The organism is Planctomonas sp. JC2975, assembly GCF_012985205.1.
Taxonomy (GTDB): Bacteria; Actinomycetota; Actinomycetes; order Actinomycetales; family Microbacteriaceae; genus Humibacter.
In genome coordinates, this window is sequence record NZ_JABEKS010000001.1 from 1,971,694 (window position 1) to 1,995,357 (window position 23,664).

17 protein-coding genes are annotated in these 23,664 nt (G+C 67.3%); 6 read left to right on the plus strand and 11 right to left on the minus strand.

What is annotated here, in order from left to right:
* Nucleotides 1–29: 29 nt before the first annotated feature.
* Genes narJ through HII28_RS08865 form a run of 4 tightly spaced genes read right to left on the minus strand, consistent with a single transcriptional unit; the run spans nucleotide 30 to nucleotide 7,518 of the window.
* Nucleotides 30–761, minus strand: a complete 732-nt coding sequence (gene narJ / locus HII28_RS08850) for a nitrate reductase molybdenum cofactor assembly chaperone (RefSeq protein ID WP_170025067.1) — start codon at nucleotides 759–761, stop codon at nucleotides 30–32.
* A complete protein-coding gene (narH, locus tag HII28_RS08855; protein ID WP_170025068.1) occupies nucleotides 761–2,422 on the minus strand; it encodes a nitrate reductase subunit beta in 1,662 nt (553 codons plus the stop codon). Before narH ends, narJ begins: the two co-directional genes overlap by 1 nt.
* Nucleotides 2,419–6,162: a nitrate reductase subunit alpha gene (locus HII28_RS08860; protein ID WP_170025069.1), complete on the minus strand. Its 3,744-nt coding sequence runs from the start codon at nucleotides 6,160–6,162 to the stop codon at nucleotides 2,419–2,421. Before HII28_RS08860 ends, narH begins: the two co-directional genes overlap by 4 nt.
* A 39-nt stretch (nucleotides 6,163–6,201) precedes the next feature.
* Nucleotides 6,202–7,518 carry an MFS transporter gene (locus HII28_RS08865; RefSeq protein ID WP_170025070.1) on the minus strand — a complete coding sequence of 439 codons (1,317 nt, stop codon included), beginning with the start codon at nucleotides 7,516–7,518 and terminating at the stop codon, nucleotides 6,202–6,204.
* Between the two features lie 237 nt (nucleotides 7,519–7,755).
* Here HII28_RS08865 and moaA point away from each other — a divergent pair, with 237 nt between their 5' ends.
* Both moaA and HII28_RS08875 read left to right on the plus strand, forming a co-directional pair.
* Nucleotides 7,756–8,841: a GTP 3',8-cyclase MoaA gene (gene moaA, locus HII28_RS08870; protein WP_170025071.1), complete on the plus strand. Its 1,086-nt coding sequence runs from the start codon at nucleotides 7,756–7,758 to the stop codon at nucleotides 8,839–8,841.
* Nucleotides 8,842–9,032: 191 nt separating this feature from the next.
* Nucleotides 9,033–10,196 (plus strand): acyl-CoA dehydrogenase family protein, encoded by a 1,164-nt coding sequence (locus HII28_RS08875; protein WP_170025072.1) that lies wholly within the window; start codon nucleotides 9,033–9,035, stop codon nucleotides 10,194–10,196.
* Nucleotides 10,197–10,350: 154 nt separating this feature from the next.
* On the opposite strand, the gene HII28_RS08880 is transcribed toward HII28_RS08875, so the two are convergent.
* Entirely contained in the window at nucleotides 10,351–11,064 is a 714-nt protein-coding gene (locus HII28_RS08880) for a DUF2306 domain-containing protein (RefSeq protein WP_170025073.1), read from the minus strand.
* Between the two features lie 331 nt (nucleotides 11,065–11,395).
* Here HII28_RS08880 and HII28_RS08885 point away from each other — a divergent pair, with 331 nt between their 5' ends.
* The 4 genes from HII28_RS08885 (at nucleotide 11,396) to HII28_RS08900 (ending at nucleotide 16,850) form a co-directional block, all read left to right on the plus strand.
* Complete coding sequence (locus tag HII28_RS08885) at nucleotides 11,396–13,405, plus strand: MDR family MFS transporter (protein WP_170025074.1); 2,010 nt, start codon at nucleotides 11,396–11,398, stop codon at nucleotides 13,403–13,405.
* Between the two features lie 65 nt (nucleotides 13,406–13,470).
* Nucleotides 13,471–14,067, plus strand: coding sequence for a TetR/AcrR family transcriptional regulator (locus tag HII28_RS08890; RefSeq protein WP_170025075.1), 597 nt, complete (start codon nucleotides 13,471–13,473; stop codon nucleotides 14,065–14,067).
* 426 nt (nucleotides 14,068–14,493) lie between these two features.
* Nucleotides 14,494–15,996 (plus strand): ABC transporter permease, encoded by a 1,503-nt coding sequence (locus HII28_RS08895; protein WP_170025076.1) that lies wholly within the window; start codon nucleotides 14,494–14,496, stop codon nucleotides 15,994–15,996.
* A gap of 131 nt (nucleotides 15,997–16,127) precedes the next feature.
* Complete coding sequence (locus HII28_RS08900) at nucleotides 16,128–16,850, plus strand: ABC transporter ATP-binding protein (RefSeq protein WP_170025077.1); 723 nt, start codon at nucleotides 16,128–16,130, stop codon at nucleotides 16,848–16,850.
* A 499-nt stretch (nucleotides 16,851–17,349) separates the two neighbouring features.
* On the opposite strand, the gene HII28_RS20710 is transcribed toward HII28_RS08900, so the two are convergent.
* From HII28_RS20710 to HII28_RS08930, 6 genes are all read right to left on the minus strand, one after another.
* Nucleotides 17,350–18,186, minus strand: coding sequence for an AfsA-related hotdog domain-containing protein (locus HII28_RS20710; RefSeq protein WP_170025078.1), 837 nt, complete (start codon nucleotides 18,184–18,186; stop codon nucleotides 17,350–17,352).
* 167 nt (nucleotides 18,187–18,353) lie between these two features.
* On the minus strand, nucleotides 18,354–20,357 hold the full coding sequence (locus HII28_RS08910; protein ID WP_170025079.1) for an ATP-binding protein: 2,004 nt from the start codon (nucleotides 20,355–20,357) through the stop codon (nucleotides 18,354–18,356).
* A 461-nt stretch (nucleotides 20,358–20,818) separates the two neighbouring features.
* Nucleotides 20,819–21,628 carry a response regulator transcription factor gene (locus HII28_RS08915; protein WP_170025080.1) on the minus strand — a complete coding sequence of 270 codons (810 nt, stop codon included), beginning with the start codon at nucleotides 21,626–21,628 and terminating at the stop codon, nucleotides 20,819–20,821.
* A 48-nt stretch (nucleotides 21,629–21,676) separates the two neighbouring features.
* The gene (locus HII28_RS08920) at nucleotides 21,677–22,033 is read right to left on the minus strand and encodes a nuclear transport factor 2 family protein (protein WP_170025081.1); all 357 of its coding nucleotides are present in this window, start codon (nucleotides 22,031–22,033) and stop codon (nucleotides 21,677–21,679) included.
* A 126-nt stretch (nucleotides 22,034–22,159) separates the two neighbouring features.
* Nucleotides 22,160–22,834, minus strand: coding sequence for an HAD-IB family hydrolase (locus HII28_RS08925; protein ID WP_170025082.1), 675 nt, complete (start codon nucleotides 22,832–22,834; stop codon nucleotides 22,160–22,162).
* A gap of 90 nt (nucleotides 22,835–22,924) precedes the next feature.
* Entirely contained in the window at nucleotides 22,925–23,647 is a 723-nt protein-coding gene (locus HII28_RS08930; protein ID WP_170025083.1) for a copper homeostasis protein CutC, read from the minus strand.
* Nucleotides 23,648–23,664: the final 17 nt, after the last annotated feature.

Genomic DNA, 23,664 nt, shown 5'->3' on the forward strand with positions numbered 1-23,664 from the left:
CATTCGTGCGCCGTCGTCATCGCGTGCGCTCACTGCGCGTGCGGCTCGAAGGGCGGAAGGTTGCCCAGGAAGCTCAGCCCGACCGTCTCGGTGGGCGGGCCTTCGCTGATCAGGTCCAGGTAGTGTTCGCGCGTCGCGTCGTCGATCGGCGGGAGCGACAGCGTGACGGCTCGCACGACATCTGCCCACGGGCTGGACATCTGCTCCAGCGCTGCTCGCAGAACCTCGATGCCCTCGCGGTGACTGCTGAGCAGCGCGCCGGCGATCTCCGAGTCGCTGACGGCTGAGAACTCCAGCACGGCCGGCAGATAGTCGGGAAGCTCGTCGGCGTCGAACTCCCAGCCGGCGGCCCGGTACGCCTCCAGGATCGTCACGAGCGCGGTGCCGCGCTTGCGCGTGTCACCTGTCGCGAAGTAGGTCAGGTAGAGGCTGCACTTGCGCTTGAGGTCGAACGTGGCGACGTAGTGCTGCTCCCAGGTCGAGGCCTCCGCACGGCTGGCGGATGCGGCGAGCGCGGCATCCATGAACCGGTCCAGCGGATCGCGCAGCTCGGCCGGGAGCCCGGCCACGAGGGAACGCACGGTGGCGAGCTTGCCGAACCACGCGGCGTCCGGATAGTCCAGCAGCACTGCGCCGGCTAGATGGACCCGCTGCCGCTGCTCACGGGTGAGCGACAGCGCATCGAGCCGCGCAGGTAGACGCCTGCGCGGTGTGACGCGCGCCCGCTCGCGCGGCGGACCGGATCGAATGACTCCGGCCATCACTCATCGCCGCCGGAAGAGGACTTCTGCTCGCCCTCCGGCGGGAACAGCCCGTCCGGCGAGCCGTTGCCGTCCCAGTTGAGGAGGTTGACGCGTCCGGGTGTCGACGGCCGATCCGCGCTCTGCCGGTTGGCCAGTGCGTGGAAGTTCTCGACCGCGACCGGTGTCGGATGCCCGCTGGAGGATCCGAACGGACCGGCGCCGCCCATGCCTGGGCCGCCGTCGTAGTCCAGGGAGCAGGCGAGCTCGTCGAGCTCGCGCGCCTGCTCGGCGTGCGCAGCAGGGATCACGTAGCGGTCGTTGTACTTCGCGACCGCCAGCAGCCTGTACATCTCCTCGACCTCGGTGCCGGTCATGCCGACGGCGTTCGCGATCCGCTCGTCGCGCTCGTCGTCCAGGTTGATGCCGCGCATGTACGACCGCATCGCGGCGAGCTTGCGCAGTGACTCGTCCACCGGAGTCGTGTCGCCTGCGGTGAACAGCTCTGCGAGGTACTCGATCGGGATGCGGAGCTTGTCGATCGCGGCGAAGAGCGTGCGGGCATCCTCACCGTCGTTGCCCGATCCGGTGATCACGTCCACAACGGGCGAGAGCGGCGGGATGTACCAGACCATCGGCATCGTGCGGTACTCGGGGTGCAACGGCAACGCCACCCGGTACTCCTTGATGAGCTTGTGGATCGGGCTGTTCTGGGCTGCCTCGATCCAGTCCTGCGGGATGCCGTCGCGCAGCGCCGCCTCGATCACCGCTGGATCGTGCGGGTCGAGGATGACGTCGCGCTGTGCGTCCAGCAGGTCGTGCTCGTTCTCCGTCTTGGCGGCATCCGCCACCTTGTCGACGTCGTACAAGATGAGCCCGAGGTAGCGCAGGCGCCCGACGCACGTCTCGGAGCAGACCGTCGGCAACCCCACCTCGATGCGCGGATAGCAGAGCGTGCACTTCTCCGCCTTGCCCGTCTTGTGGTTGAAGTACACCTTCTTGTACGGGCATCCGGAGACGCACATGCGCCAGCCGCGGCACTTGTCCTGGTCGACGAGCACGATGCCGTCTTCGACGCGCTTGTACATGGCGCCTGACGGGCAGCTGGCCACGCACGACGGGTTCAGGCAGTGCTCGCAGATGCGCGGCAGGTAGAACATGAACGCCTGCTCGAACTCGGCGTTCACCTGCTCGCTCATCTTCTGCAGGATCGGGTCCTGCTGCATGGTCTCGACCGAGCCGCCGAGGTCGTCGTCCCAGTTCGCCGACCAGGAGATCTTCATGTCCTGCCCGGTGAGCAGGCTCTTCGGCCGTGCCACTGGCGTCTGCTGACCCCTCGGGGAGTTCAGCAGCATGTCGTAGTCGTACGTCCACGGCTCGTAGTAGTCGTGGATCTCCGGCAGGTTCGGGTTCGAGAAGATGTGCCCGAGCTTGGCCAGCCGTCCGCCGCTGCGCAGCTTGAGGCGACCGCGCTTGGTGCGCGTCCATCCGCCCTGCCACTTGTCCTGGTCCTCATACCGCCGCGGGTAACCCAGCCCCGGACGTGTCTCCACGTTGTTGAACCACACGTACTCGACGCCGGTTCGGTTGGTCCAGGCCTGCTTGCACGTGACGGAGCAGGTGTGGCATCCGATGCACTTGTCGAGGTTCATCACCATCGACATCTGCGCCATGACCTTCATCGGTACTGCACCTCCTGGCTCCGTCGCCGGATCGTCGTCACTTCGTCGCGTTGGTTCCCGGTCGGCCCCAGATAGTTGAACGCCCACGACAGCTGGGCGTAGCCGCCGATCAGGTGGCTCGGTTTGAGCAGGATGCGCGTGAGCGAGTTGTGGATGCCGCCGCGCAGCCCGCTGGTCTCCGTGATCGGCACGTCGACCGTGCGGTCTTTCGCGTGGTACATGTACACGGTTCCCTCCGGCATGCGGTGCGACACGATCGCGCGCGCCACCACGACGCCGTTGCGGTTGTACGCCTCGATCCATTCGTTGTCGCGAACGCCGATCTTGGCCGCGTCCTCGACGCTCATCCAGATCTCCGGGCCGCCGCGGGAGAGCGAGAGCATGAAGAGGTTGTCCTGGTACTCAGAGTGGATCGACCACTTGGAGTGCGGGGTCAGGTAACGCACCGACACCTCGGCCTGGCCGTCGGCACCCGGACCGGATGCGTTGCCGACGACGCCGAGCTTCGCGTCTCCGAACAGACGATGCATGTCCAGCGGCGGACGGTACACCGGCAGGTTCTCGCCGAGCTCCTCCATCCAGTCGTGGTCGAGGTAGAAGTGCTGCCGTCCGGTGAGCGTGTGCCAGGGCTTCAGCTGCTCAACGTTGACGGCGAACGCCGTGTACCGGCGGCCGCCGTGCTCGGAGCCCGACCACTCGGGCGACGTGATGACGCTCCGGGGCTGCACCTGCACATCCGAGAACGAGATGTGCGTCCCTTCGTGCTCCTCGGCGAGGAACGCCAGCTTCTGGCCGGTCTTCGCCTCCAGCTGCCGGAATCCTTCGACCGCGAGCCGCCCGTTCGTCGTTCCGGAGAGCGCGAGGATCATCTCGCACGCCCGCTTGTCGGTGTCCAGCCGCGCGCGCCCGCTCATCGGACCGGACTCGACCACGCCGTTCAAACGCTTCAACGCTGCCACCTCAGGGCCCGGATGGTACGTGATGCCCTTGGTGACCATGCCGACGCTCTCCGTCAGCGGACCCAGCGATCCCCACTTGTCGGCGATCGCCGTGTAATCCCGCTCGACGACGACGAGCTTCGCCATCGTGACGCCGGGCTTCAGCGGAAGGTCCTCGACCGCGCCGTGCGGTGTGGCCATCTCATCCGAGGTGTCGTGCTGGAGCGGAGCCGCCACGACGTCGCGCCGCACGCCGAGGTGTGTGCGCGCCAGCTGGCTGAACCTGTCGGCCAGCACCTTGAACGTGTCGAAGTCCGTTCGGGTCTGCCAGGGCGGGTCGATGGCCGGGGTGAACGAGTGCACGAACGGATGCATGTCCGTCGACGACAGGTCGTACTTCTCGTACCAGGTGGCCGTCGGGAGCACGATGTCGCTGAACAGGGTCGTGGACGTCATCCGGAAGTCGCTCGTGACGAGCAGGTCGAGCTTGCCGATCGGGGCGTCGTCCCGCCAGCGGATGTCGCGTGGCCGGGAACCCTCACCGGCCTCGTCGACGCGGATGGCGGCATCCGTTCCGAGCAGGTGCTTCAGAAAGTACTCGTTGCCCTTGCCGGAGGACCCGAGCACGTTCGCCCGCCACATGGTCATGACGCGCGGCCAGTTCTCTGGAGCGTCGGGATCTTCGCACGCGTAGTGCAGGGATCCGTCGTTCAGGCTCTCCACGATGTAGTCGGCGACCTCTTTGCCGGCGGCTTCTGCCTCGTCGCAGAGGTCGAGGGGGTTGCGGTCGAAGGTCGGGTAGCTCGGCATCCACCCGCGCTTCACGGATTCGACAAGGCAGTCGGCAGTCGTCCGACCGTCGAAGGCGCCGCGCGCAAGCGGCGAGGCGAGCTGGTTCGCTGGCAGGCCGTCGTATCGCCACTGGTCGGTCGCCAGGTAGAAGAAGGCCGTGCCGATCGCCTGCCGCGGCGGACGGCTCCAGTCCGCCGCGCCCGCGTACTGGTTGTAACCGGTGAGCGGCCGCACCTTCTCCTGCCCGACGTAGTGCGCCCATCCGCCACCGTTGACGCCCTGGCAGCCGCACATCATGGTGAGCGCGAGGAAGGTGCGGTAGATGGTGTCGGAGTGGAACCAGTGGTTGGTCCCCGCGCCCATCAGGATCATGGAGCGCCCGCCGCTGCGCTCCGCGTTGTCCGCGAACTCACGACCGATGCGGATCGCCTGCGCCGCGGGCACCGACGTGATCCCTTCCTGCCAGCCGGGCGTTCCCGGGGTGGAGACGTCCGCGTAGTCGGACGGCCACTCCCCTGGCAGTCCGTTCCGGCCCACCCCGTAGCGGGCGAGCATGAGATCGAAGACCGTGGTGACGAGCTTGCCGGCCACCCGCCGCACCGGCACCCCGCGCGAGACGACGCCGGATCCGCCTGCGTGCTCCTGGCCGGGCTGAGGTGCGACGTCGAAGCGCGGAAGCGCGACCTCGGCTGCGCCGCCGTCCCAGTCGGCGAGATCCGCGATGGACAGCGGCGGCACGACGTCGCCGAGGTCAAGGTTCCAGCTGCCTTCGTCTTCGGGGGCGAAGCGGTGCCCGAGGGATCCGCCCGGCACGAAAGCGGCACCGTGCTGATCGAGCACGACGGGCTTGAACTCGGCACGTGCGGCGGCCGCAGCGGGCCCGCCGAGATCGGAGGCCGTGAGGAACTTGCCCGGCACCAGCCGGTCGCCGTTCCGCTCCACCGACACGAGGTAGGGCGCGTCCGTGTACCGCCGCATGTAGTCCTCGAAGCGCGGCGTGCGCTTCTGTACGAAGTGCTCGGTGAGGATGACGTGTCCCATGGCGATTCCGAGCGCCGCATCCGTCCCTGGGTGGGGGGCCGCCCACTCGTCGGCGAACTTGGTGTTGTCGGTATAGTCGGGCGACACCACGACGACCTTCGTGCCGCGGTAGCGCGCCTCGGTCATGAAATGCGCGTCAGGCGTGCGGGTGACCGGCACGTTGGATCCCCACATGATGAGGTAGCTGGAGTTCCACCAGTCGGCGGACTCCGGCACATCCGTCTGGTCGCCGAACACCTGCGGGCTCGCCACCGGCAGGTCCGCGTACCAGTCGTAGAACGACAGCATGGTGCCGCCGACCAGGTTGAGGAACCGGGATCCCGCACCGTGCGACACCATGGACATCGCGGGGATCGGCGAGAAGCCCGCAACGCGATCCGGTCCGTACTTCTTGATCGTGTACACGTGTGCGGCGGCGGCGATCTCGACCGCCTCGTCCCACACGACCCGCACCAGGCCACCCTTGCCGCGCACTCTCTTGTAGGCGGTGGACGCGTCCTCGTCCTCCACGATCGACGCCCAGGCCTCCACCGGGTCGGGGTGCTGCTGCTTGGCGGCACGGTAGAGCTGCAGCAGGGTGTCGCGCACGTACGGATATCGCACCCGGGTCGGCGAGTACGTGTACCAGCTGAAGGCGGCGCCGCGCGGGCATCCGCGGGGCTCGTACTCCGGCGAGTCCGGCCCCACGGACGGATAGTCGGTCTGCTGCGTCTCCCACGTGATGATGCCGTCCTTGACGTACACCTTCCACGAGCACGACCCCGTGCAGTTCACTCCATGCGTCGAACGCACGACCTTGTCGTGCGACCACCTGTCCCGGTAGAAGACATCGCCGTCACGACCGCCCTTGAGGAACAGCGTGCGCAGATCGGGCGACACCTCGCCCGGCCTCAGGTATCTGCCCAATTCGACGAGGGCATCTGCGAGCGGTCCGTCTGTTGCCGGATCGGTGCGGGTTCGCGGAGTCATGTGCCCTCGTCTCTTTCGATGCCCTTGCGTGTGCTGCCGTCAGCTCTTCATCTCGGCACCGGGCCGCACGTAGTACCACCACGCCAGTCCGATGCAGATGGCGCACAGGATGACGGACCAGATGAAGAACGGCACCGGCCCGACGGCCGACAGCAGCACGCCGACGAAGAACGGACCGAATGCCGCGATGGATGCCGTGAAGCCGATCGCACCGCCCGCCTGCCGCTTCGGGAAGATGGTCGGCATCTGCTTGAAGGTTCCGGCGTTCACGAACCCGGAGAAGAAGAAGATGATCAGGATGCCGGTGGCGAAGCCGGCGAAGTCGCCCTTGTCGTTGGGATCGAGGAAGAACACCGTCACGAAGCATCCGATGAACATGCCGATGGATCCGATGAACGTGAAGATGGCGCCGCCGAATCTGTCGCACAGAGGTCCGATCGCCGCACGGACCAGCGCCCCGATCGCGGGACCGATGAAGGCGAAGGCCACACCGTTCGGGCCGCCGGCCTCCGGTCCGCCCCACAGGTTCTTGATGAGGAGCGCCGTCTGTGCGGAGAGCCCGGAGAACAGCCCGAACCCCATCACGTAGAGCACCGTCTGGATCCACGTGTGCTTGAGCCTGAAGATGTCCAGCTGGTCGCGGAAGTTCGCCTTCACCGGCACCCTGCGGATGTAGATGAACGCCACGATCGCCGCCAGCAGCACCCACGGCACGAGCACCAGGCCGCCGTTGTGCAGCCAGATCAGCTTGCCGGTCTCGTCGGTCTGCGGCGTGAGCGCGGCCGTTCCGAACAGGCCGAAGCCGACCACCCAGGGCGTGAGCAGCTGCACGAACGAGATGCCGAAGTTGCCGAGCCCCGCCTGCAGACCGAGGGCAGTGCCGCTGAGGCGTTTGGGGAAGAAGTAGCTGGTCGAGGGCATGAAGCCCGAGAACGTGCCGCCGCCGACCCCTGCCGCGAACGCGAGCAGCATCAGCATCCAGAACGGCGTGTGCGTGTCACGAACGGCGAACGTCCAGCCGAGCAGCGGGATGAGCAGCAGCAACGCGGAGAGCACAACGAGCGTGCGCGATCCGAGTACCGGCGGAAGGAACATGAACACGAACCGCAGCACGCCGGCCGAGACGCCGGGGATGGCGACGATCCAGTAGAGCTGGCCCGGACTCAGCGCGAAGCCGACCTCGTTGAGCCGCGGTGCAACGGCGCTGACCACGTACCACGTCGCGAAGCTGATGAACATCGTGTACGTGGTGATGGTGAGGGTCCACCACGCGCGCTTCGGATCCCACGTCGCCGGGTTCTCGGGGTTCCAGTTGGACAGGTCTGACTTGAGCTCTGAACCGGTGACAACGGCCATTGCAGACTCCCCAGGTCAGCGGATCCGTGTACTCGAAGTCGACGCACGCGCCAAGTGCAACGATGCCCCCATCTCGGCGGCAGGTCCAGCATCTGCAGCAGTGAGCCGAGACCTTCAGGCGGCGCCGCAACGGCCTCATCTGCGCACGTGGCGCGGTCGTTCGAGCCTTGCGGGCGCGATCGAGCGGCCATCGCGCCGCGACATCTCGCCGACACACTTGCGGTCTACTGTGGGACGATGACGGCCGAGCTGATGCGATCGACGACGGATGCCGACACCGTGCATCCGTCACCGACCGCAGACACTCGCGGCCGCGGCCTTCACGACCTGCGGATCTCGGTCACCGACCGCTGCAACTTCCGCTGCGTCTACTGCATGCCGAAGGAGATCTTCGGCAGGGATCACGCCTTCCTCCCGCAGGAGCACCTCCTCTCGTTCGAGGAGATCGTGCGCGTCACTCGCGCCGGCATAGCGAACGGCGTCCGCAAGCTGCGGCTCACCGGCGGCGAACCGCTGCTCCGGCGTGACATCGAGCAGTTGGTGGGCATGCTGTCGCGCTTGCGCACGGCGGACGGGCATCCGCTCGACATCGCGATGACCACGAACGGCACGGCGCTCGCGCACAAGGCCGCCTCGCTGAGGGCCGCTGGGCTGAGCCGCCTCACGGTGTCCCTCGACTCCCTCGACGACGAGGTCTTCCGGCGGATGAACGACATCGATTTCCCCGTCGCGCGCGTGCTCGACGGCATCAGCGCCGCGCAGGCAGCGGGGTTCGCCTCGATCAAGGTCAACACCGTCGTCAAGCGCGGGGTCAACGACCACGACGTCCTGTCGATCGCCGAGCACTTCCGCGGCACGGGCATCACCGTACGGTTCATCGAGTTCATGGATGTCGGCACCACCAACGGCTGGAACCTCGAGGAGGTCACCCCGTCGGTCGAGGTGATCGCGCGCATCGACGCCGTGCATCCGCTGGAACCGCTGCCGGCGAGGTATCCGGGCGAGACGGCCACACGATGGCGATACCGCGATGGCGCGGGCGAGATCGGCGTCATCTCCAGCGTGAGCGCACCGTTCTGCGGATCCTGCGGGAGGGCCCGCGTCTCTGCCGACGGCAAGCTGTTCACCTGCTTGTTCGCCTCGGGCGGGCACGACCTGAGGGCGCTGCTGCGCGCCGGCTGCTCGGATGCCGCACTCGAGGCATCCCTCGCCGGCATCTGGTCGGCGCGTGGCGACCGCTACTCCGAACTGCGCTCCGCGATGGGATCGGACTCCAGCTCCCGCCAAGGCGAGCGCGTCGAGATGTCGTACATCGGAGGGTGAGCGCCGACTCTGCGGCATCCCACAAAAGACGTGACGCGCGGATGCGACGGCGGGATGCATTTCCCACAGTCAGCGCCTGAGCGGCGGGCGTCCCTGCCTATGATCTGTGGATTCCCCGGGCCAGTGCGCCCGGGACGTCAACCGGCTCCGCACGATGGTGCGGCCGCCTGCCGAAGGAGGAAGGTTTCGCGATGGAGCGCGACATTTACGACGAGGACCACGAGGCATTCCGCGACCTGGTGAAGGCGTTCGTGAAGCGGTACGTCACGAACGAGGCGATCCAGCGCTGGGACGCCGAGGGGGAGATCGATCGCGACACGATGAGGGCGGCTGCAGAGGCCGGCCTGCTCGGCCTGTCGGTGCCCGAGGAGTTCGGCGGCGCAGGCATGCTGGGCGACTATCGTTTCCGCGCCGTCGTGAACGAGGAGATCATCGGCGCAGGTGCGGGCTCGTTGGCCGGCGCGTTCGGCATCCAGGACGACCTGGCCGTTCCGTATTTCGTGCACATGGGCACGCAGGAGCAGAAGGCCAAGTGGCTTCCGCGCATGGCGACAGCCGAGGTGATCGGCGCCCTCGCGATGACCGAGCCGGGCGCCGGATCCGATCTTCGCGGCATCAAGACCTCCGCCAAGAAGGTGGAAGGCGGCTATCTGGTGAACGGCGCCAAGACGTTCATCTCCAGCGGCAAGACGGCGGATGTCGTGGTCACCTTCGTGAAAACCGGCGAGGGCAATCGACCTGACGCCTTCAGCATCGTGCTCATCGAGGACGGCATGGAGGGCTTCCAGCACGGCAACAAGCTGAACAAGATCGGCTTCCACGGCCACGACACCGCCGAGCTCTCCTTCAACGACGTGTTCGTTCCCGAGGAGAACCTGCTGGGTGGCGAAGAAGGCCGCGGATTCATCCAGCTCATGATGAACCTCCCGCTCGAGCGGCTCTCGATCGGTGTCGCCGCGGCCGCTGCTGCGCAGGCCGGACTCGCCTGGACACTGGACCACACGAAGAACCGCGAGGCGTTCGGGGAGCGGATCATCGACTTCCAGAACACCCGCTTCCGCATCGCCGACGTCGCCACGACGGTCGACGCGACGTGGGCCTACGTCGACGCCGCATTGCGCGCGTACGCGAACGGCAAGCTGTCGGCCGAAGAGGCCGCGAAGGTCAAGTTCTGGACGACCGAGCGCGAGTGGGAGGTGCTCGACACCTGCCTGCAGCTGCACGGCGGCTACGGCTACATGGTCGAGTACCCGATCGCCCGAGCGTGGGCGGATGCCCGCGTGCACCGCATCTACGGCGGAACGAACGAGATCATGCGCGACATCGTGAGCCGGCCCATCGCCGGCAAGAGGTAGCGAGCGACGGGCCGCAGCTGCCCGGATGCAGCGGCGGCGCTCCGGAATCGGGGCGCCGCCGCTGTTCGCGCGCAGGGTGTCTGATCCGGCATCCGCGTCGGCACGCGGACGGCCAGCGCGGAGGCACGGACCAGGAACCGCCGGGGTGCCCTGGTCAGCCGGACAGCGCCGCGCGGCGGGCGCGCGAGCGGTTCACCTGGCGTGCCAGCAGCATCCCGACGATCACGCAGGGCACCCATGACGCCCACGCAAGCCACGGGTAGAGCCGCGAGAACATGTCGGCGGCGATGATGGCGCCGTTCTCGCCGCGGATCACGACGGCAGCGAACGTGAGGCTGAAGTTGGTGATGATCCAGAAGCGATGGGCCTGGATGTCGCCCTTGATCAGGATGCCGCGCAGCGCCATCGCGAGCGTGAACAGCCACACGATCCCGAGCGTGCAGAATCCGCTCGTCACGATGAAGCGGCCACCGGGGATGATTCCCGGATACGCGTGGAACGACATGAAGATCGCGCACGTCGCCGAGAAGGCGACGGCCACGGCGTAGATCGTGCCGAACACGCGGTGCGTTCTCGTGTAGCCGTTGCGGAGCGCGTTCACCAGGTTGATCGGACCCGCGATGAGCGCGGTGGTTCCGCCGGCGATATGCCCGAACAACGGCAGCACGTAGGTCGCGTAGGTTTGTTCCTGCTGGTTGAAGTAGTAGTCGCGCAGGAACGGCATCGCCGGCATCACGACGAAGTAGAGCGAGCTCATGGCGAGCGCGACCAGCATGCTCGGCACGGCGACGAGCAGGATCACGGTGACGTAGCCGCGGTGCGGACTCGTCCGGACCGGCAGAACTGAGGATGCGTCGGGAGCGACCACGCGCACAGTGTGGCACCGCACAGGGGTGGACGCCACTGTCCATTCGCATGCATGGGACGGGTCGCGATGGCTTGTCCCGGCGAGGCTGAGAATCTGCTGATTATTCATGCAGCGCCTGCAAACTTGCGCGATGGCAAACTTGCACAATGTGCACGTCGAGCGTAATGTTGCACCGCCTGCAAGAAATTGCCCGCCAACGTCGGCGCCCGGTGCCGACGAACGGCTATGGGTGCCGGTCGCATCCCGAACCACCGTCACTCGAAGGGCTGGCATGTCCACCGCAACCGCTCCCGTGCAGACCGTAGGGTCCGCACCAGGATCGAAGCCGATCATGACCCATCGGCAGATCCTCTTCGTCATCTACGGCCTCATGGCCGGCATGTTCTTGTCGTCGCTCGACCAGACCATCGTCGGCACGGCCATCCGCACCATCGGTGACGACCTCCACGGCCTCGACCAGCAGGCGTGGGTCACCACGGCCTACCTGATCACCTCCACCATCTCGGTGCCGATCTACGGCAAGTTGTCCGACATCTTCGGTCGGCGTCCGCTCTTCATCTTCGGCATCGTCGTGTTCGTCATCGGTTCGCTGCTGTCGTCGTTCTCGACGTCCATGCTCATGCTGGCCGCGTTCCGCGCCTTCCAGGGCATCGGCGCCGGCGCCATGATGGCCCTGCCGCTGGCGATCATGGGCGACATCCTCGCTCCCCGTGAGCGCGCCAAGTACCAGGGGTACTTCTTCGCCGTGTTCGGCATCTCCTCGGTGATCGGCCCGCTCGTCGGCGGCATCTTCGCAGGCGCGAACTCGATCCTGTGGATCACCGGCTGGCGCTGGGTCTTCCTCATCAACGTGCCGATCGGCATCGTCGCCCTCCTGATGGTCATCACGTTCCTGCACCTACCCAAGGTGAGTGCGAAGAAGAAGCCGCGCATCGACTGGTGGGGTGCGACCTCCGTCATCGTGGCGCTCGTGCCGCTCCTCCTCGTGGCGGAGCAGGGCCGCGAGTGGGGCTGGAGCTCGGCGGGCTCGATCGCCTGCTATGTGATCGGCGCAGTGGGCATCCTCGCCTTCATCATTGTCGAGACCCTCATGAAGGACGACGCGATCATCCCGCTGAAGCTCTTCCGCTCCGGCACGTTCTCGATGGCCACAGTCATCGGCGTGCTTGTCGGATTCGGCATGTTCGGCGCCATGATGACGATTCCGCTCTATCTGCAGATCGTCACGGGCCTCTCGCCCACCGCATCCGGCTTCGCCATGATCCCGATGGTCATCGGCCTGATGATCGCGTCGCTCGGATCGGGCCAGCTGGTCGCGCGCACCGGCAAGTACCGCATCTTCCCGGTGACCGGCACGCTGTTCACGGCGGTTGGCTTCCTGATCATGACATTCCTCACGTACGACAGCCCCCTGTGGTTCCTCATGATCGGCACGTTCGTGATCGGCCTCGGCCTCGGCCAGCTGATGCAGTCGCTCGTGCTCGCCAGCCAGAACTCGGTGAAGCCGCAGGACATGGGCGTCGCGAGCAGTGCGGCCACGTTCTTCCGCCAGATCGGTGGAACGCTCGGCACGGCGATCATGCTGTCCGTGCTGTTCTCGGTACTGCCGGCGAACATCATCCACGCCACCGCGGACAAGTCCACCCTGAGCTCGGCCCTCGACGCAGCTCTGAACCCGGCAGTGGCCGCCAAGGCGGAGAACAAGCCGATCATGAAGCAGCTCTGGAACCCGATCGTCACCCCGATCGAGACCAACGTCCAGAAGCAGCTCGACGCGGCATCGGACCAGGCGAAGGCCGCAGCAGTCACGGCAGTGACCGAGAAGGTGACCGAGGCCGTCAACGCGCAGGTCGCCGCCGGCGTCATCCCGGAGGCTGCAGCATCGACGGTCATCCAGCAGCAGGTCACCGCCGCGACCCCTGCCGCTGAAGAGGCAGCGCTCGGCGTCGTCGCGAAGAAGGCGTACGCCACTGTGACGGACGGTCAGGTGCAGGTCGACTGGTCGAGCGCTAACCAGCGTTCGCACTGGGTCGACCAGCTCACGCCGACGCTCGAGAAGCAGCTGAAGAAGAACGACGCCAAGACGTCTGGCGCCTCGAGCTCGACCAGCGACACGTCGTTCCTCAACGGCGCTGACAGCCGGCTGAGCAAGCCGTTCATGGTCGGATTCACGCAGTCGGTCGTGACCGTCTACTGGGTCGGATTCGGCGTGATCCTGCTCGCGTTCATCCTCACCTGGTTCTTCAAGGTGCCGCCGCTGCGCAAGACGTCGGCGCTGCAGGAGCAGGCGGATGCCGCCGGCCTCAGCGAGACCGGCTCGATCCAGCTCCAAGGCGCGTGATCGCACACCCGGGACGGCCTTTTGTGCGGCCGTCCCGGGTGGCAACACGCCAGAATGGATACATCATGACCACCGCTCAGCAGCCAGCCGGTGACACCCTGCGAGAGCGCAAGAAGCAGCACACCCGGCAGGCGATCCACGAGGCAGCGCTCGATCTCGTCGACCGCAACGGTCTCGACGGCACCACGATCGAGCAGATCTGCCAGCAGGCCGACGTGTCGCCGCGCACGTTCTTCAACTACTTCCCGTCGAAGGCCGCCGCGGCGCTTGGCCTTCCGGAGACGGCGATCTCACCCGAGATCATCGATCAGTTCAGGGCTGCGACCGGAGACCTGGTTCCCGCGCTGTGCCACCTCGTCGGTGAGCCCGCCGATGCCCGGCTCGACCGTCTCCGCATGAAGGAGATGATCCATCGTCGCCCGGAGCTGATGCCCGCCTTCACGCAGTGGATGACGAACGTGCGCGACCAGTTCGTGCAGCTGGCCGAGGAGCGCTCGCCGTCCCACGAGGTCGCCATGACCGCCGTCACCCTCGTCATGGCGGCGTTCGGACTCATCGTCCACGACCACTCTGAACAGAATGGCCCGGCATCCGAACGCCTGCAGGACGCCGTCGACAAGCTGGTCGCCGTGCGTGCGGCCGAGCTCACGCCGCCCAAGTAGCCGGAGGTCTCGGCGAGCCGCTCAGCGGCATCCGCTCCACGAATTCACGAATGGCAGTCCCGAAAGGGGCTGCCATTTCTCGTACCGCACCGGCACCCTGCGCCGCCCGAGACGTCAAATAGTGCGACGACAACTCCTCCGTAGCCGCGCTATTTGGCGTCTCGCAGGAAAGGGGCGAGAGAGAGGAGGGACGCGGAGGGACGAGTCGGAGGAACGAGGACGAAAAGACGAGGCTCCTGCAGGCTTGATCCTCCTGCCTTGCTATGGATTGTCCGAACGGTGACCGGACATTCTTCGAACGCTTTCTGTGACGCCTCCAAGGCTCCGGATGGGGCCCGGAAAAGTCGCCCTCCTACGGTTCTGATGTGTCCCGGCGGCTCACCCGACGCCCGTCGCGGCATCCAGACGTTTCCGAAGGAGAACCCGATGTTCCTCACCTACCTCAGACGCGAGCTGAGCAATCGCAAGAAGCAGACCGTGATCATCGCCGTAGGCATGGCGCTCGCGATCGCGCTCGTCATCCTCGTCAACGGCGTCTCGACCGGTGTGAAGGATGCCGAAGCAACGGCCCTGGAGTCCGTGAACGGTGTCGGCACCGACATCACGATCTCCCAGACGGCAAAGCCGGGATCAGGCAACCAGCGTTTCGACTTCGGATCCGGCAACAACGGCAACGGCAGCGACGGAAGCACCAGCCTCTCGCAGAGCAGGCTCTCCACGGCCATGGGATCCGCCTCGTACAGCGCATCGGCACTGACCAAGGTGAAAGCCGTCGATGGCGTCAAGGCCGCGACCGCGACTCTGTCACTGCAGAACAGCACGTTCTCCGGCCAGATCGCCCAGCAGGGCAGCAGCTCCGGCAGCGACGGCTCCAGCGGCTCGCAGTCGCAGACGACCCCGCCATCGGGCAGCGGCAGCGGCAGCAGCAGCAGCAGCGGAATGGGCCCCAGCTCCTTCGGCATCGACCAGTTCACGGTGACCGGCATATCGCTCGACACCCGCAGCGTCGGCCCGATGAGCTCGACCACGCCCACCAGCGGCCGATACCTGAGCTCCACCGATTCCGGCAAAGACAACGTCGTGCTCGACAGCAGCTACGCGAAAAGCGCTAGCAAGAAGGTCGGCGACACTGTCAAGATCGGCGACACCAGCTTCAAGGTCGTCGGCATCGTGAAGTCCACCTCGTCCTCCTCGACCACCGCCTCGAACTCGTATATCCCCCTCGACACGGCGCAGAAGGTCGCCGACCTCGACGGCAAGATCACGAATGTGTACGTGACGGCAGTCTCCGCCGGCGACGTCTCCACGCTGAAGACCGCGCTCGAGAAGGTTCTCCCGAGCGCCACAGTGAACACGCAGGCGGATCTCGCGGCCAGCATCTCCGGATCACTCTCGACGGTCTCCGCACTGGTGACCAACCTGGGTACGTGGCTCTCCCTGCTCGTGCTCGCGGCGGCCTTCCTCATCGCGGTGCTCTTCACGATCTCCGGTGTCAGTCGCCGGACTCGGGAGTTCGGCACGCTCAAGGCCATCGGCTGGAGCAACGGCCACGTCGTGCGTCAGGTGACCGGCGAATCCCTCGTGAACGGCCTCATCGGCGGTGCCGTCGGCGCCCTCGTCGGCATCGCGAGCATCCTCATCGTGAACTGGATCTCGCCCACCCTCTCCGTCGGTTCCGGCGGAGCGCCGTCTGGTGGCGGCGCACGGTCCGGTGCAGGAGCGGCCGCCGGAGCACCGAGCGGATTCCCCGGCGGAGGAGCCAGTGCCGCGCAGAGCGGTAGCGAGATCGCGCTGCACGTCCCGCTGACGGCGGGCATCATCCTGATCGCAGTCGGCCTATCGGTGCTCGGCGGCCTCATCGCCGGAGCGTTCGGCGGCTGGTGGGCGTCGCGGCTCCGTCCGGCCGAGGCGCTGCGGAGCGTGGCCTGAGGATGCCGTCCCGCAGCCTCGCGCTACTGCCGGCCGGTCCGGCGACCGCGGGGCCCACCGCGGGCGTCCCGCACGATCACGACTCCATCCCCTCCGATCCACCCTTTCGCAACACAGCCAAGGAGCGTCTCATGACCAACACCCTGCAGATCCCGTCCGAATCCACGCGCGACACCCTCGGCGTCGCATACTCGCTGCGCGACGTCGTCAAGACGTACAAGCAGAAGGGACGCACAGTACAGGCGCTGCGCGGCATCGATCTGGAGATCCCACGCGGCCAGCTGGTGGCCATCCAAGGCCCTACGGGTGGCGGCAAGTCCACGCTCCTTCAGATGCTCGGCGCGCTCGACCGGCCCACCTCCGGAACGGTCATGCTCGGTTCGCAGGACCTGTCACGGGCATCCGACAGGTCGCTCGCGAAGGTGCGCGGAACGGAGATCGGCTTCGTCTTCCAGGGCTTCAACCTGATCCCGACGCTCTCCGCGATCGAGAACGTCGAGACCGCGTTCGCGACGGACGACCTGCCGAGGGCAGAACGCAGACGACGCAGCGCCGAGGCGCTGGCATCCGTCGGTCTCGCCGATCGCTCAGACCACCGGCCGAGCGAGCTCTCCGGGGGCCAGCAGCAGCGCGTCGCCATCGCACGCGCCCTGGTCAAGGAGCCCGATGTGCTTCTCGCCGACGAGCCGACCGGCAGCCTCGACGAGGCGACCCGTGACGAGATCATGGCGCTCCTCGAGAAGGTGTGGCGCGAGCGCCTCCTCACGGTCGTGATCGTCACTCACGACTCGGCCGTGGCGCGTCGGGCGGAGCGGCGACTGCGCATCAAGGACGGACGCGTCACCGAAGTGTGAGGAGCCATGCCTCAACGCCTTGGGGCGAACGGTCTGCCCACTACGGCTCCCTGATCGGGCCCAGCGAGTCGGCTCACACCGCACCTCGACTCGCTCTGCTCGCTCACTGGGCTCGAGCCCGGGCAATGGGCCGTGGCTTGCTCAGCGGACACCAACAGGGCTCGTTCGGGCGCCCACACGGCGTGGAAACAGGCCCGGTTCACCACTTCGATCAGGCTTGAGCAAATCTTGAGGCGATCCCGCGGAACCCTCTCCATCACGTTGGCAGGATAGGTCGAGTCGCGCATCGCGCGGCGAAGCCCTCAACCCACAATGGCGCGCACCGATGGTGCCGCCAAAGCCCGCTGAACGCTGGTTCGAGCGTCGCGGTGAGGTGCTGGGCCCGTCTTCCGCAATGACCCGAACGCGGGACGGACCCAGCGCCCGGGGGCTCCGGCTCGGGCTTTGCGCGAGCATCAGGCCCTTCGCGTGCGAGGGTCGGACTTCGGCCCGACGAGCCTCAGACTCCCTCCGACCGCGCATCGACGATCGGCCGCTGGACGCCTGTGGCCGCCGTGGCGATCGTGCGCGCTCCCTGAACGAAGGCGACTTCCAGTCCGCTGGGAGCGAGCGTCGCCTCGATCGTCGTCTCTGCACGAAGTTCACCGAACGCGGGAAAGCCCACCGTGAGGGAGCGCGGCGGAGCGCCGTGGACATCCTCGTGCAGCAGCGCTGCGGCGTGCAGCAGCAGCATTCCGGGGAGGTGGTCCACCGGGTGGTCGAAGAAGAACGGGTCGGACTCGTCGACGGAGAGACGGGCCTGCAGCGTGTCATCCGCTCGTCCCGTCACGGTGATGAGCGGGGAGGACATTCCACGGATGTCGTCACCGAGCCGCTGCGCGTTGCGACGGATGGCACGGTAGTCGGCATCGGAGAGCGCGCGAGCACTCACGTGCCCCGAGGCGACGCCAGGCAGACGGTAGTCGACCTCGAGGATGTGCGGAACGCCCTTGCGCAGCTGGATCTCGGCGAAGTCCACCTCGAGGCGTCCGGTCACGGCGCCGAACCGGGGGAACTCGAGGGTCTCGGCCTCGACGTTCACGGTGATGCTCGAGACCACGAACTGCACGGACTGGCCCAGCTCCAGGCCAACGACGCAGATCGCGAGCCCGGCCTGGCGGAAGGCTTCGGCGAGCAGCGAGACCGGAACCCGCGACGGAGCCGGATGGCACAGCCAGTGGCTTCGAGGGATCTCGACATCCGCCCACCACATCTGCCCCGCGACATGCTCGATGCCCCAGACGAGCAATTCGGACCGGGTCGAACGGTGGGCAGCGCTGTGATCGATGAGTGCCACGTGAACGCACCTTAACGTGTCCCGCTCGCGTCGAGGGTGGCGCGGACGAACGATGACGGCCGCGAATCGTCTCGGGCCTCTTCGACCGCGGCCGGGCGAGGTGATTCAACAGTACTGGTCAGCGGATCTCCTCGTGCACGGTCCGCTCTACCCCCGCACTCGTGAGCTCAGGGCCTCAGCGGAAGCGTGCGGAGCGGGCTGGCTTCGGCGCGGATCGGCAGCCGCACGGTGAACACGGTGCCGCGCCCCAATTCGCTGTCGACCCCGACCGTGCCGCCGTGCGCGTCGACGATCGTCTTGACGATGGTCAGTCCGATGCCGACGCCCTGGATCGCGGCGTCGCGGGCATCGCGCGCCCTGAAGAAGCGGTCGAAGAGCCGCGCCTGATCCGACTTGCTGATGCCGCGGCCGTTGTCGGCGACCGAGATCACGACGGACTCGTCGTCGAACTCGAGCCGCACCAGGATCCGGCCGCCCTCGGCCGTGTACTTCGACGCGTTCGAGATGAGGTTGTCGACGACCTGCTTGATCCTGCCTCGATCGAGATGCACGAGAACCGTGGTGTTCGGAACGTGCAGGTCGAGCGTCTGATGCAGCGCCTCGACGACCGGGCGGAACGTGGTGACGGATTGCGTCAGCAGTGCGGCCAGGTCGATCGGCTCGATCCGCAGCGCAAGATCGCTCGTACTCGTGCTGAGCAGGTCGCGGATGAGCGCCAGCATCTGGTCAGCGCTGTGCTGGATTGTGCGGAACTCCTTGCCGAATCCGAGTGCCTCCACGTCGAATCCGTCGTCGATGAGGTCGAGGTAGCCGACGATCGAGGTGAGCGGAGTGCGCAGCTCGTGCGACACGGTCGCGAGGTACTCCTCGCGGATCTCGATCGCGTTCGCCAGGTCCGTCACGTCGTACGTCACAACGGCGGAGCCGAGTCGCTCGCCGTCCGGCCGGGTGATGGTGTGCGCCTCGGTGACCACGGCACGCTGTTCGCCCCGCGGGTCCCCGATCCAGTAGATGAGACCGCGCTCGTCGCCTTCCAGGGTCTCGGCGAGGATGTTCTTGCCGCGCTTCACGCGCGTGTTCCTGTCCGACGCGTACACATGGTCGCTCCGGCCGGTCTGCGGATCGTATCCGGTGAGCGTCAGCAGCCGCGCGAGCATCCGGTTGTGCAGCACGGGCCGATTCTCGGTGTCGTAGAACAGCACGCCGACATTCACCGCATCCGCGACCGAACGCACGACCACGCCCAGATCGCCCATCTCCTCGACGAGCCGCTGCAGTTCGGTCTCGGTGCGCTGCTGCCGCTCGCTCAGCCAGAGCTCGGAGACCGCACGGCCGATCTGGGCCGCGACGAAAGCGACGAGCGAGCGTTCGAACGATGTGCGTCGGGGCGCGCGAGCACCGTCCGCAAGCACGAGGGCGCCTTTCGCGGCACCGCCCGGCTCGATCGGTGCGAAGATGCCGTGCAGTGCCTCCGGCCCGAACAGTCCGCCGACGAGCGCCGAGCCGTCCTCCACGGAGAGTTCCACCGTGGGACCGTCCACCTTCGAGGCGTCACGCGACGCCGCATCAGCGATCTGGGCGCTGCGCGAGCGCAGCCGATCCGCGACGGCGGCGTCTGCATCCGAGGCTCCGCCCGGCGACACCCAGATGAGCGGGTGCGCCCCGCTTGCGGCGTCCGGGTCCGCCGGCAGCAGGACGACGGCGGCCCGTGCTCCGAACACCGAGCGCACGCCGTCGCTCGCGGCCCGCGCAAGGTCCGTCGCGGTCCTCGCGGCGTGCACCTCGGACGCGAGGGCCATGGCCCGGCCGCGCAGCTCCTCCGCCTGCTCCAGCTCGTCGCGTCGGCGGCGCGCACGCTCGCGCAGGAGGCCGACCCTGACGGAGAGCTGCTGCGGGACATCCGTCACCAGGAGGTAGTCGCGGTGCACCGACGATACGAGGGTCTCGGGATCCAGGTCGTTCAGCGAATCGGCGACCACGAGCATGGGGCCACGCGATGGTGCCTCGGCGGCATCCCGGATGACGACGACCTCCGCTCCGAATCCGGCAGCCCCAACGGCCCGCTCCACCGCTGCGACCGCGAGTGGTGTGAGCGGGAGGATGGACACGTCGGGCCCGTCGCCCTCGCCGGTCACCGCAGACGCACGGTGCCGGTGCAACGACTCGGCCATCGGGATCCTCTCTGTGGACGTCGTGCCGACCTCCTTCACGGTCGCGGCGTGCCGCCCTCCGCGGAGATCGATCTCCACGATCGCCGATGCGGAGCGGTCGCCCAACCAGTCTGCGCCGTGATTTCGATTCTCCTGAGGGACTCTTGAGGCGTCCCCGCGGCCTTCCTGTCGACAGAGAGGAGACACTGGAGTGATCGCTCAACGCGACAAGGATGTGGGGGCGCCCTCAACCCGAATGAAGGCGCCCCCTCCCCCCTTGTCCAAAGACGTGCCTCAACCCGAATGTGGCCCGTCATCACGGCGCGCGGCGCCTGTGTGGAGCTTTCAGGGTACGGGAATTCCGTCGACTTATCGAGCCTCTCGCGCATATCGATAGTGAACGTCACCCTAATGGGTGTCAAAGGTTTCGATGGTCGCGCTCTCCGCGCCGTCGATGCCTTGGTGTTCGCCCGGATCCGGCCCTAATTCTCGTTCGGATCACGCGGCGCAGCCAAGCGATATCCCACGCCGCGGACCGTCTCGATCAGATAGGGCGCCGCCGCGTTGTCCTCGAGCTTCTTGCGCAGGTTTCCGATGTGCACCTCGACGCCGCGCCGGTCGGCATCGCTGACGTAAGGATTGGCGACATACGCGTCACCGCGAAGGATGCGCGCCAGATCGTCCTTGCGGCGCACCGTGCGACCCGACTGGAGGAGCGCCTGCAGGAGCTCGAACTCGCTGCGGGTGAGGTCGAGTTCGCGCCCTTCCCGTCGCACGATGTGCGTCGCCGGATCCAGGATCACCCCGTTGTGCTCCAGCACGACGGTGGGTGTCGGTGCTGTGGCGTCGGAGACGCCATCAGCATCCGACACGGCCGCTGGGACATCGGCCGACCCTCCGGGGGCACCCTCGACCACGCGCGGCCGACGGAGCATGGCCTCGGCTCGGGCGCGCAGCTCGCGGGGACGGAACGGCTTGAGCACATAATCGTCGGCGCCGGCACCCAGCCCCTGCAGGGCGTCGATCTCCTCGTCGCGCGCAGTGAGCATGATGATGTACGCACTGCTGATCGCCCGGATGCGCTTCGCGGTCTCGAAGCCGTCCATGCCCGGCATGCTGACGTCGAGGGTCACCAGAATCGGATCGCACTCGCCGACCTGCTCCACCCCGTCGGTGCCGTTGGACACGGCGACCACATTGAGGCCCATCTGCTCGAGGACCAGGGCGATCAGCCCGCGGATGCCCTCGTCGTCCTCGATGACGACCGCGTGTCCGCCTCCGATCGATGCCATGCTCGAAGCGTAGCAATCGTGCGACGGCGCCCGGCGTCGCCGAGGCCCTCAGGACGCCGGAACAGGGCGCACGAGCTCCTCGAGGCTCTTGAACCGGCCGTCGTCGGCGACAGAGGCGAAGACGAAGGCCTCCTGGGCGAGAACGGATCCGTCGGGCTGCGTCACGCGGATGATGTGCCGCTCGGCATATGCCGAACCCTGCGCCACCTCGGCGACGACCTCGATGTCGACGTGATCGACGAAGGCGCGCAGCTGCGTCATCTGTTCGGCGAAGACCGCTCGATCGATCCATTCGCCGCCCGTGCTCTGGCGGTAGTCGTCAGTGAAGTGGCGCTGCAACACGGACTCCAGGGGGAGGTCGCGCTCTCCGAGCAACTCGTGCAGCGCCGCAGAGATCGAGGGCATTGAAGGTCCTTCGGGGCGATACTGCGTGGCTGCGATCACCGTACCGCGTTCAGCGGGTCTCCCCTGCCCCCCGGCAGAGGGCCACTTGGGTCTCGGCCAAAGGCGCTCACGTCGAAGGGTGCCGGATCAGCCCCGAGGGGCGAGCGGCACGTCGATCGACAGCACTGTCCAGTGCCGATCGGCCGCGACGGCCAGCATCGCCGGATCGGATCCCACGACGACGGGATCCGTCACCCGCTCGAGCAGCGGCAGGTCGCTCGGATGATCGCCGTAACCCCAGCTGCGCACGCCGTCGCCGAGCGGTCGCAGGTAGTCCTCGACGGCGTGCCGCTTGTCGTCGCCGATCATCGCCTGGCTGATGCGCCCGGTGTAGCGGCCGTCCGTCACCTCGAGCTCGGTGCAATACAGCCTGTCGATGCCAAGGGCGTCGCCGAGCGCGCGCAACGGGCCGTCGAAGGATCCGGAGACGAGCACGATGTGGTCGCCGGCCGATCGATGATCGCGGAGCAGCCGCAGCACGTTGTCTCTGAAGAAGCCGGGCACAGCCGACACCTCTGCGTACCAGGCGCGTCCGGCCTCGAGCACCTGTTCCTCCGGCTGGCCGGCCCAGATTCCGAAATAGACGCGGTTGAACTCGGTGCGATCCAGCTCGAGCACCTGATCCCGCAACTCACGCAGCCGCTCGAGCGAGATCATCGTCGGCACGCGCTTCAGATAGAACATCAGGAACGACTCGAGGGTGCGCACGGACACCAACGTCTCGTCCACATCGAAGAACGCGACACCACGCGGAACGGACACTCGGCTCACTCTCCTCACGGCCCGCGACGGCATCCGCCGCTCGGCCGGTCCGACGGTAACACGCCGGGATCGCCTGCCGGCGGGCTGCGTCTATCGACCGCCGCCGCGCGTCGCGCCCACCACGGCGGCCACCGTCGCGAGGTCCGTCGCGTCGTAGGAATCCGCTCCGCCGCCAGGCCCCGCGACCGTGGCTGTGACTCGCGTGCGAGCCGAAAGGTGCACGGCGTCGACGCCCGTCGAGATCAGAATCGGAAGATCGGCGATGCGGATGCCGCCGCCGGCGACCACCTCCAGGCGTCCGGCAGCGCGCTCCACCAGCCTGGTCAGCACGGGTGCGCCGTCGACACTGCGCTCCGCCCCTCCCGAGGTGAGAATGCCGGAGACGCCGGACTCGACGAGTTGCTCGACCACGGACTCGGGGTCGGGCACCGCGTCGATCGCCCTGTGGAAGATGAGATGCGCGTCGCCCGCGGCCTCTCGCCAGCGCCTCACCGCGTCGACGTCGATGCGTGCGTCCGGAGTGAGCGCTCCGACGATCATCCTGGTGATGCCGACTTCGACGAGGAAGCGGATGTCCGCACTCACCACCGCGATCTCGTCGCTGTCGTACACGAATCCGCCTCCGCGCGGGCGCACGAGCACGCCGATCCGTTCCGGTCCGTCTGACGCCTCTATCACGCGGTCCACGGCACCCGGCGAGGGCGTCAGGCCGCCCATGCCGAGCGCCTGGCACAGCTCGATGCGGTCGGCACCGGCCGCAAAGGCGGAACGTGCACCGGCGGGATCCTGCACGGCGATCTCGACGATCGTCACGGCATCCGCTCTCCGAG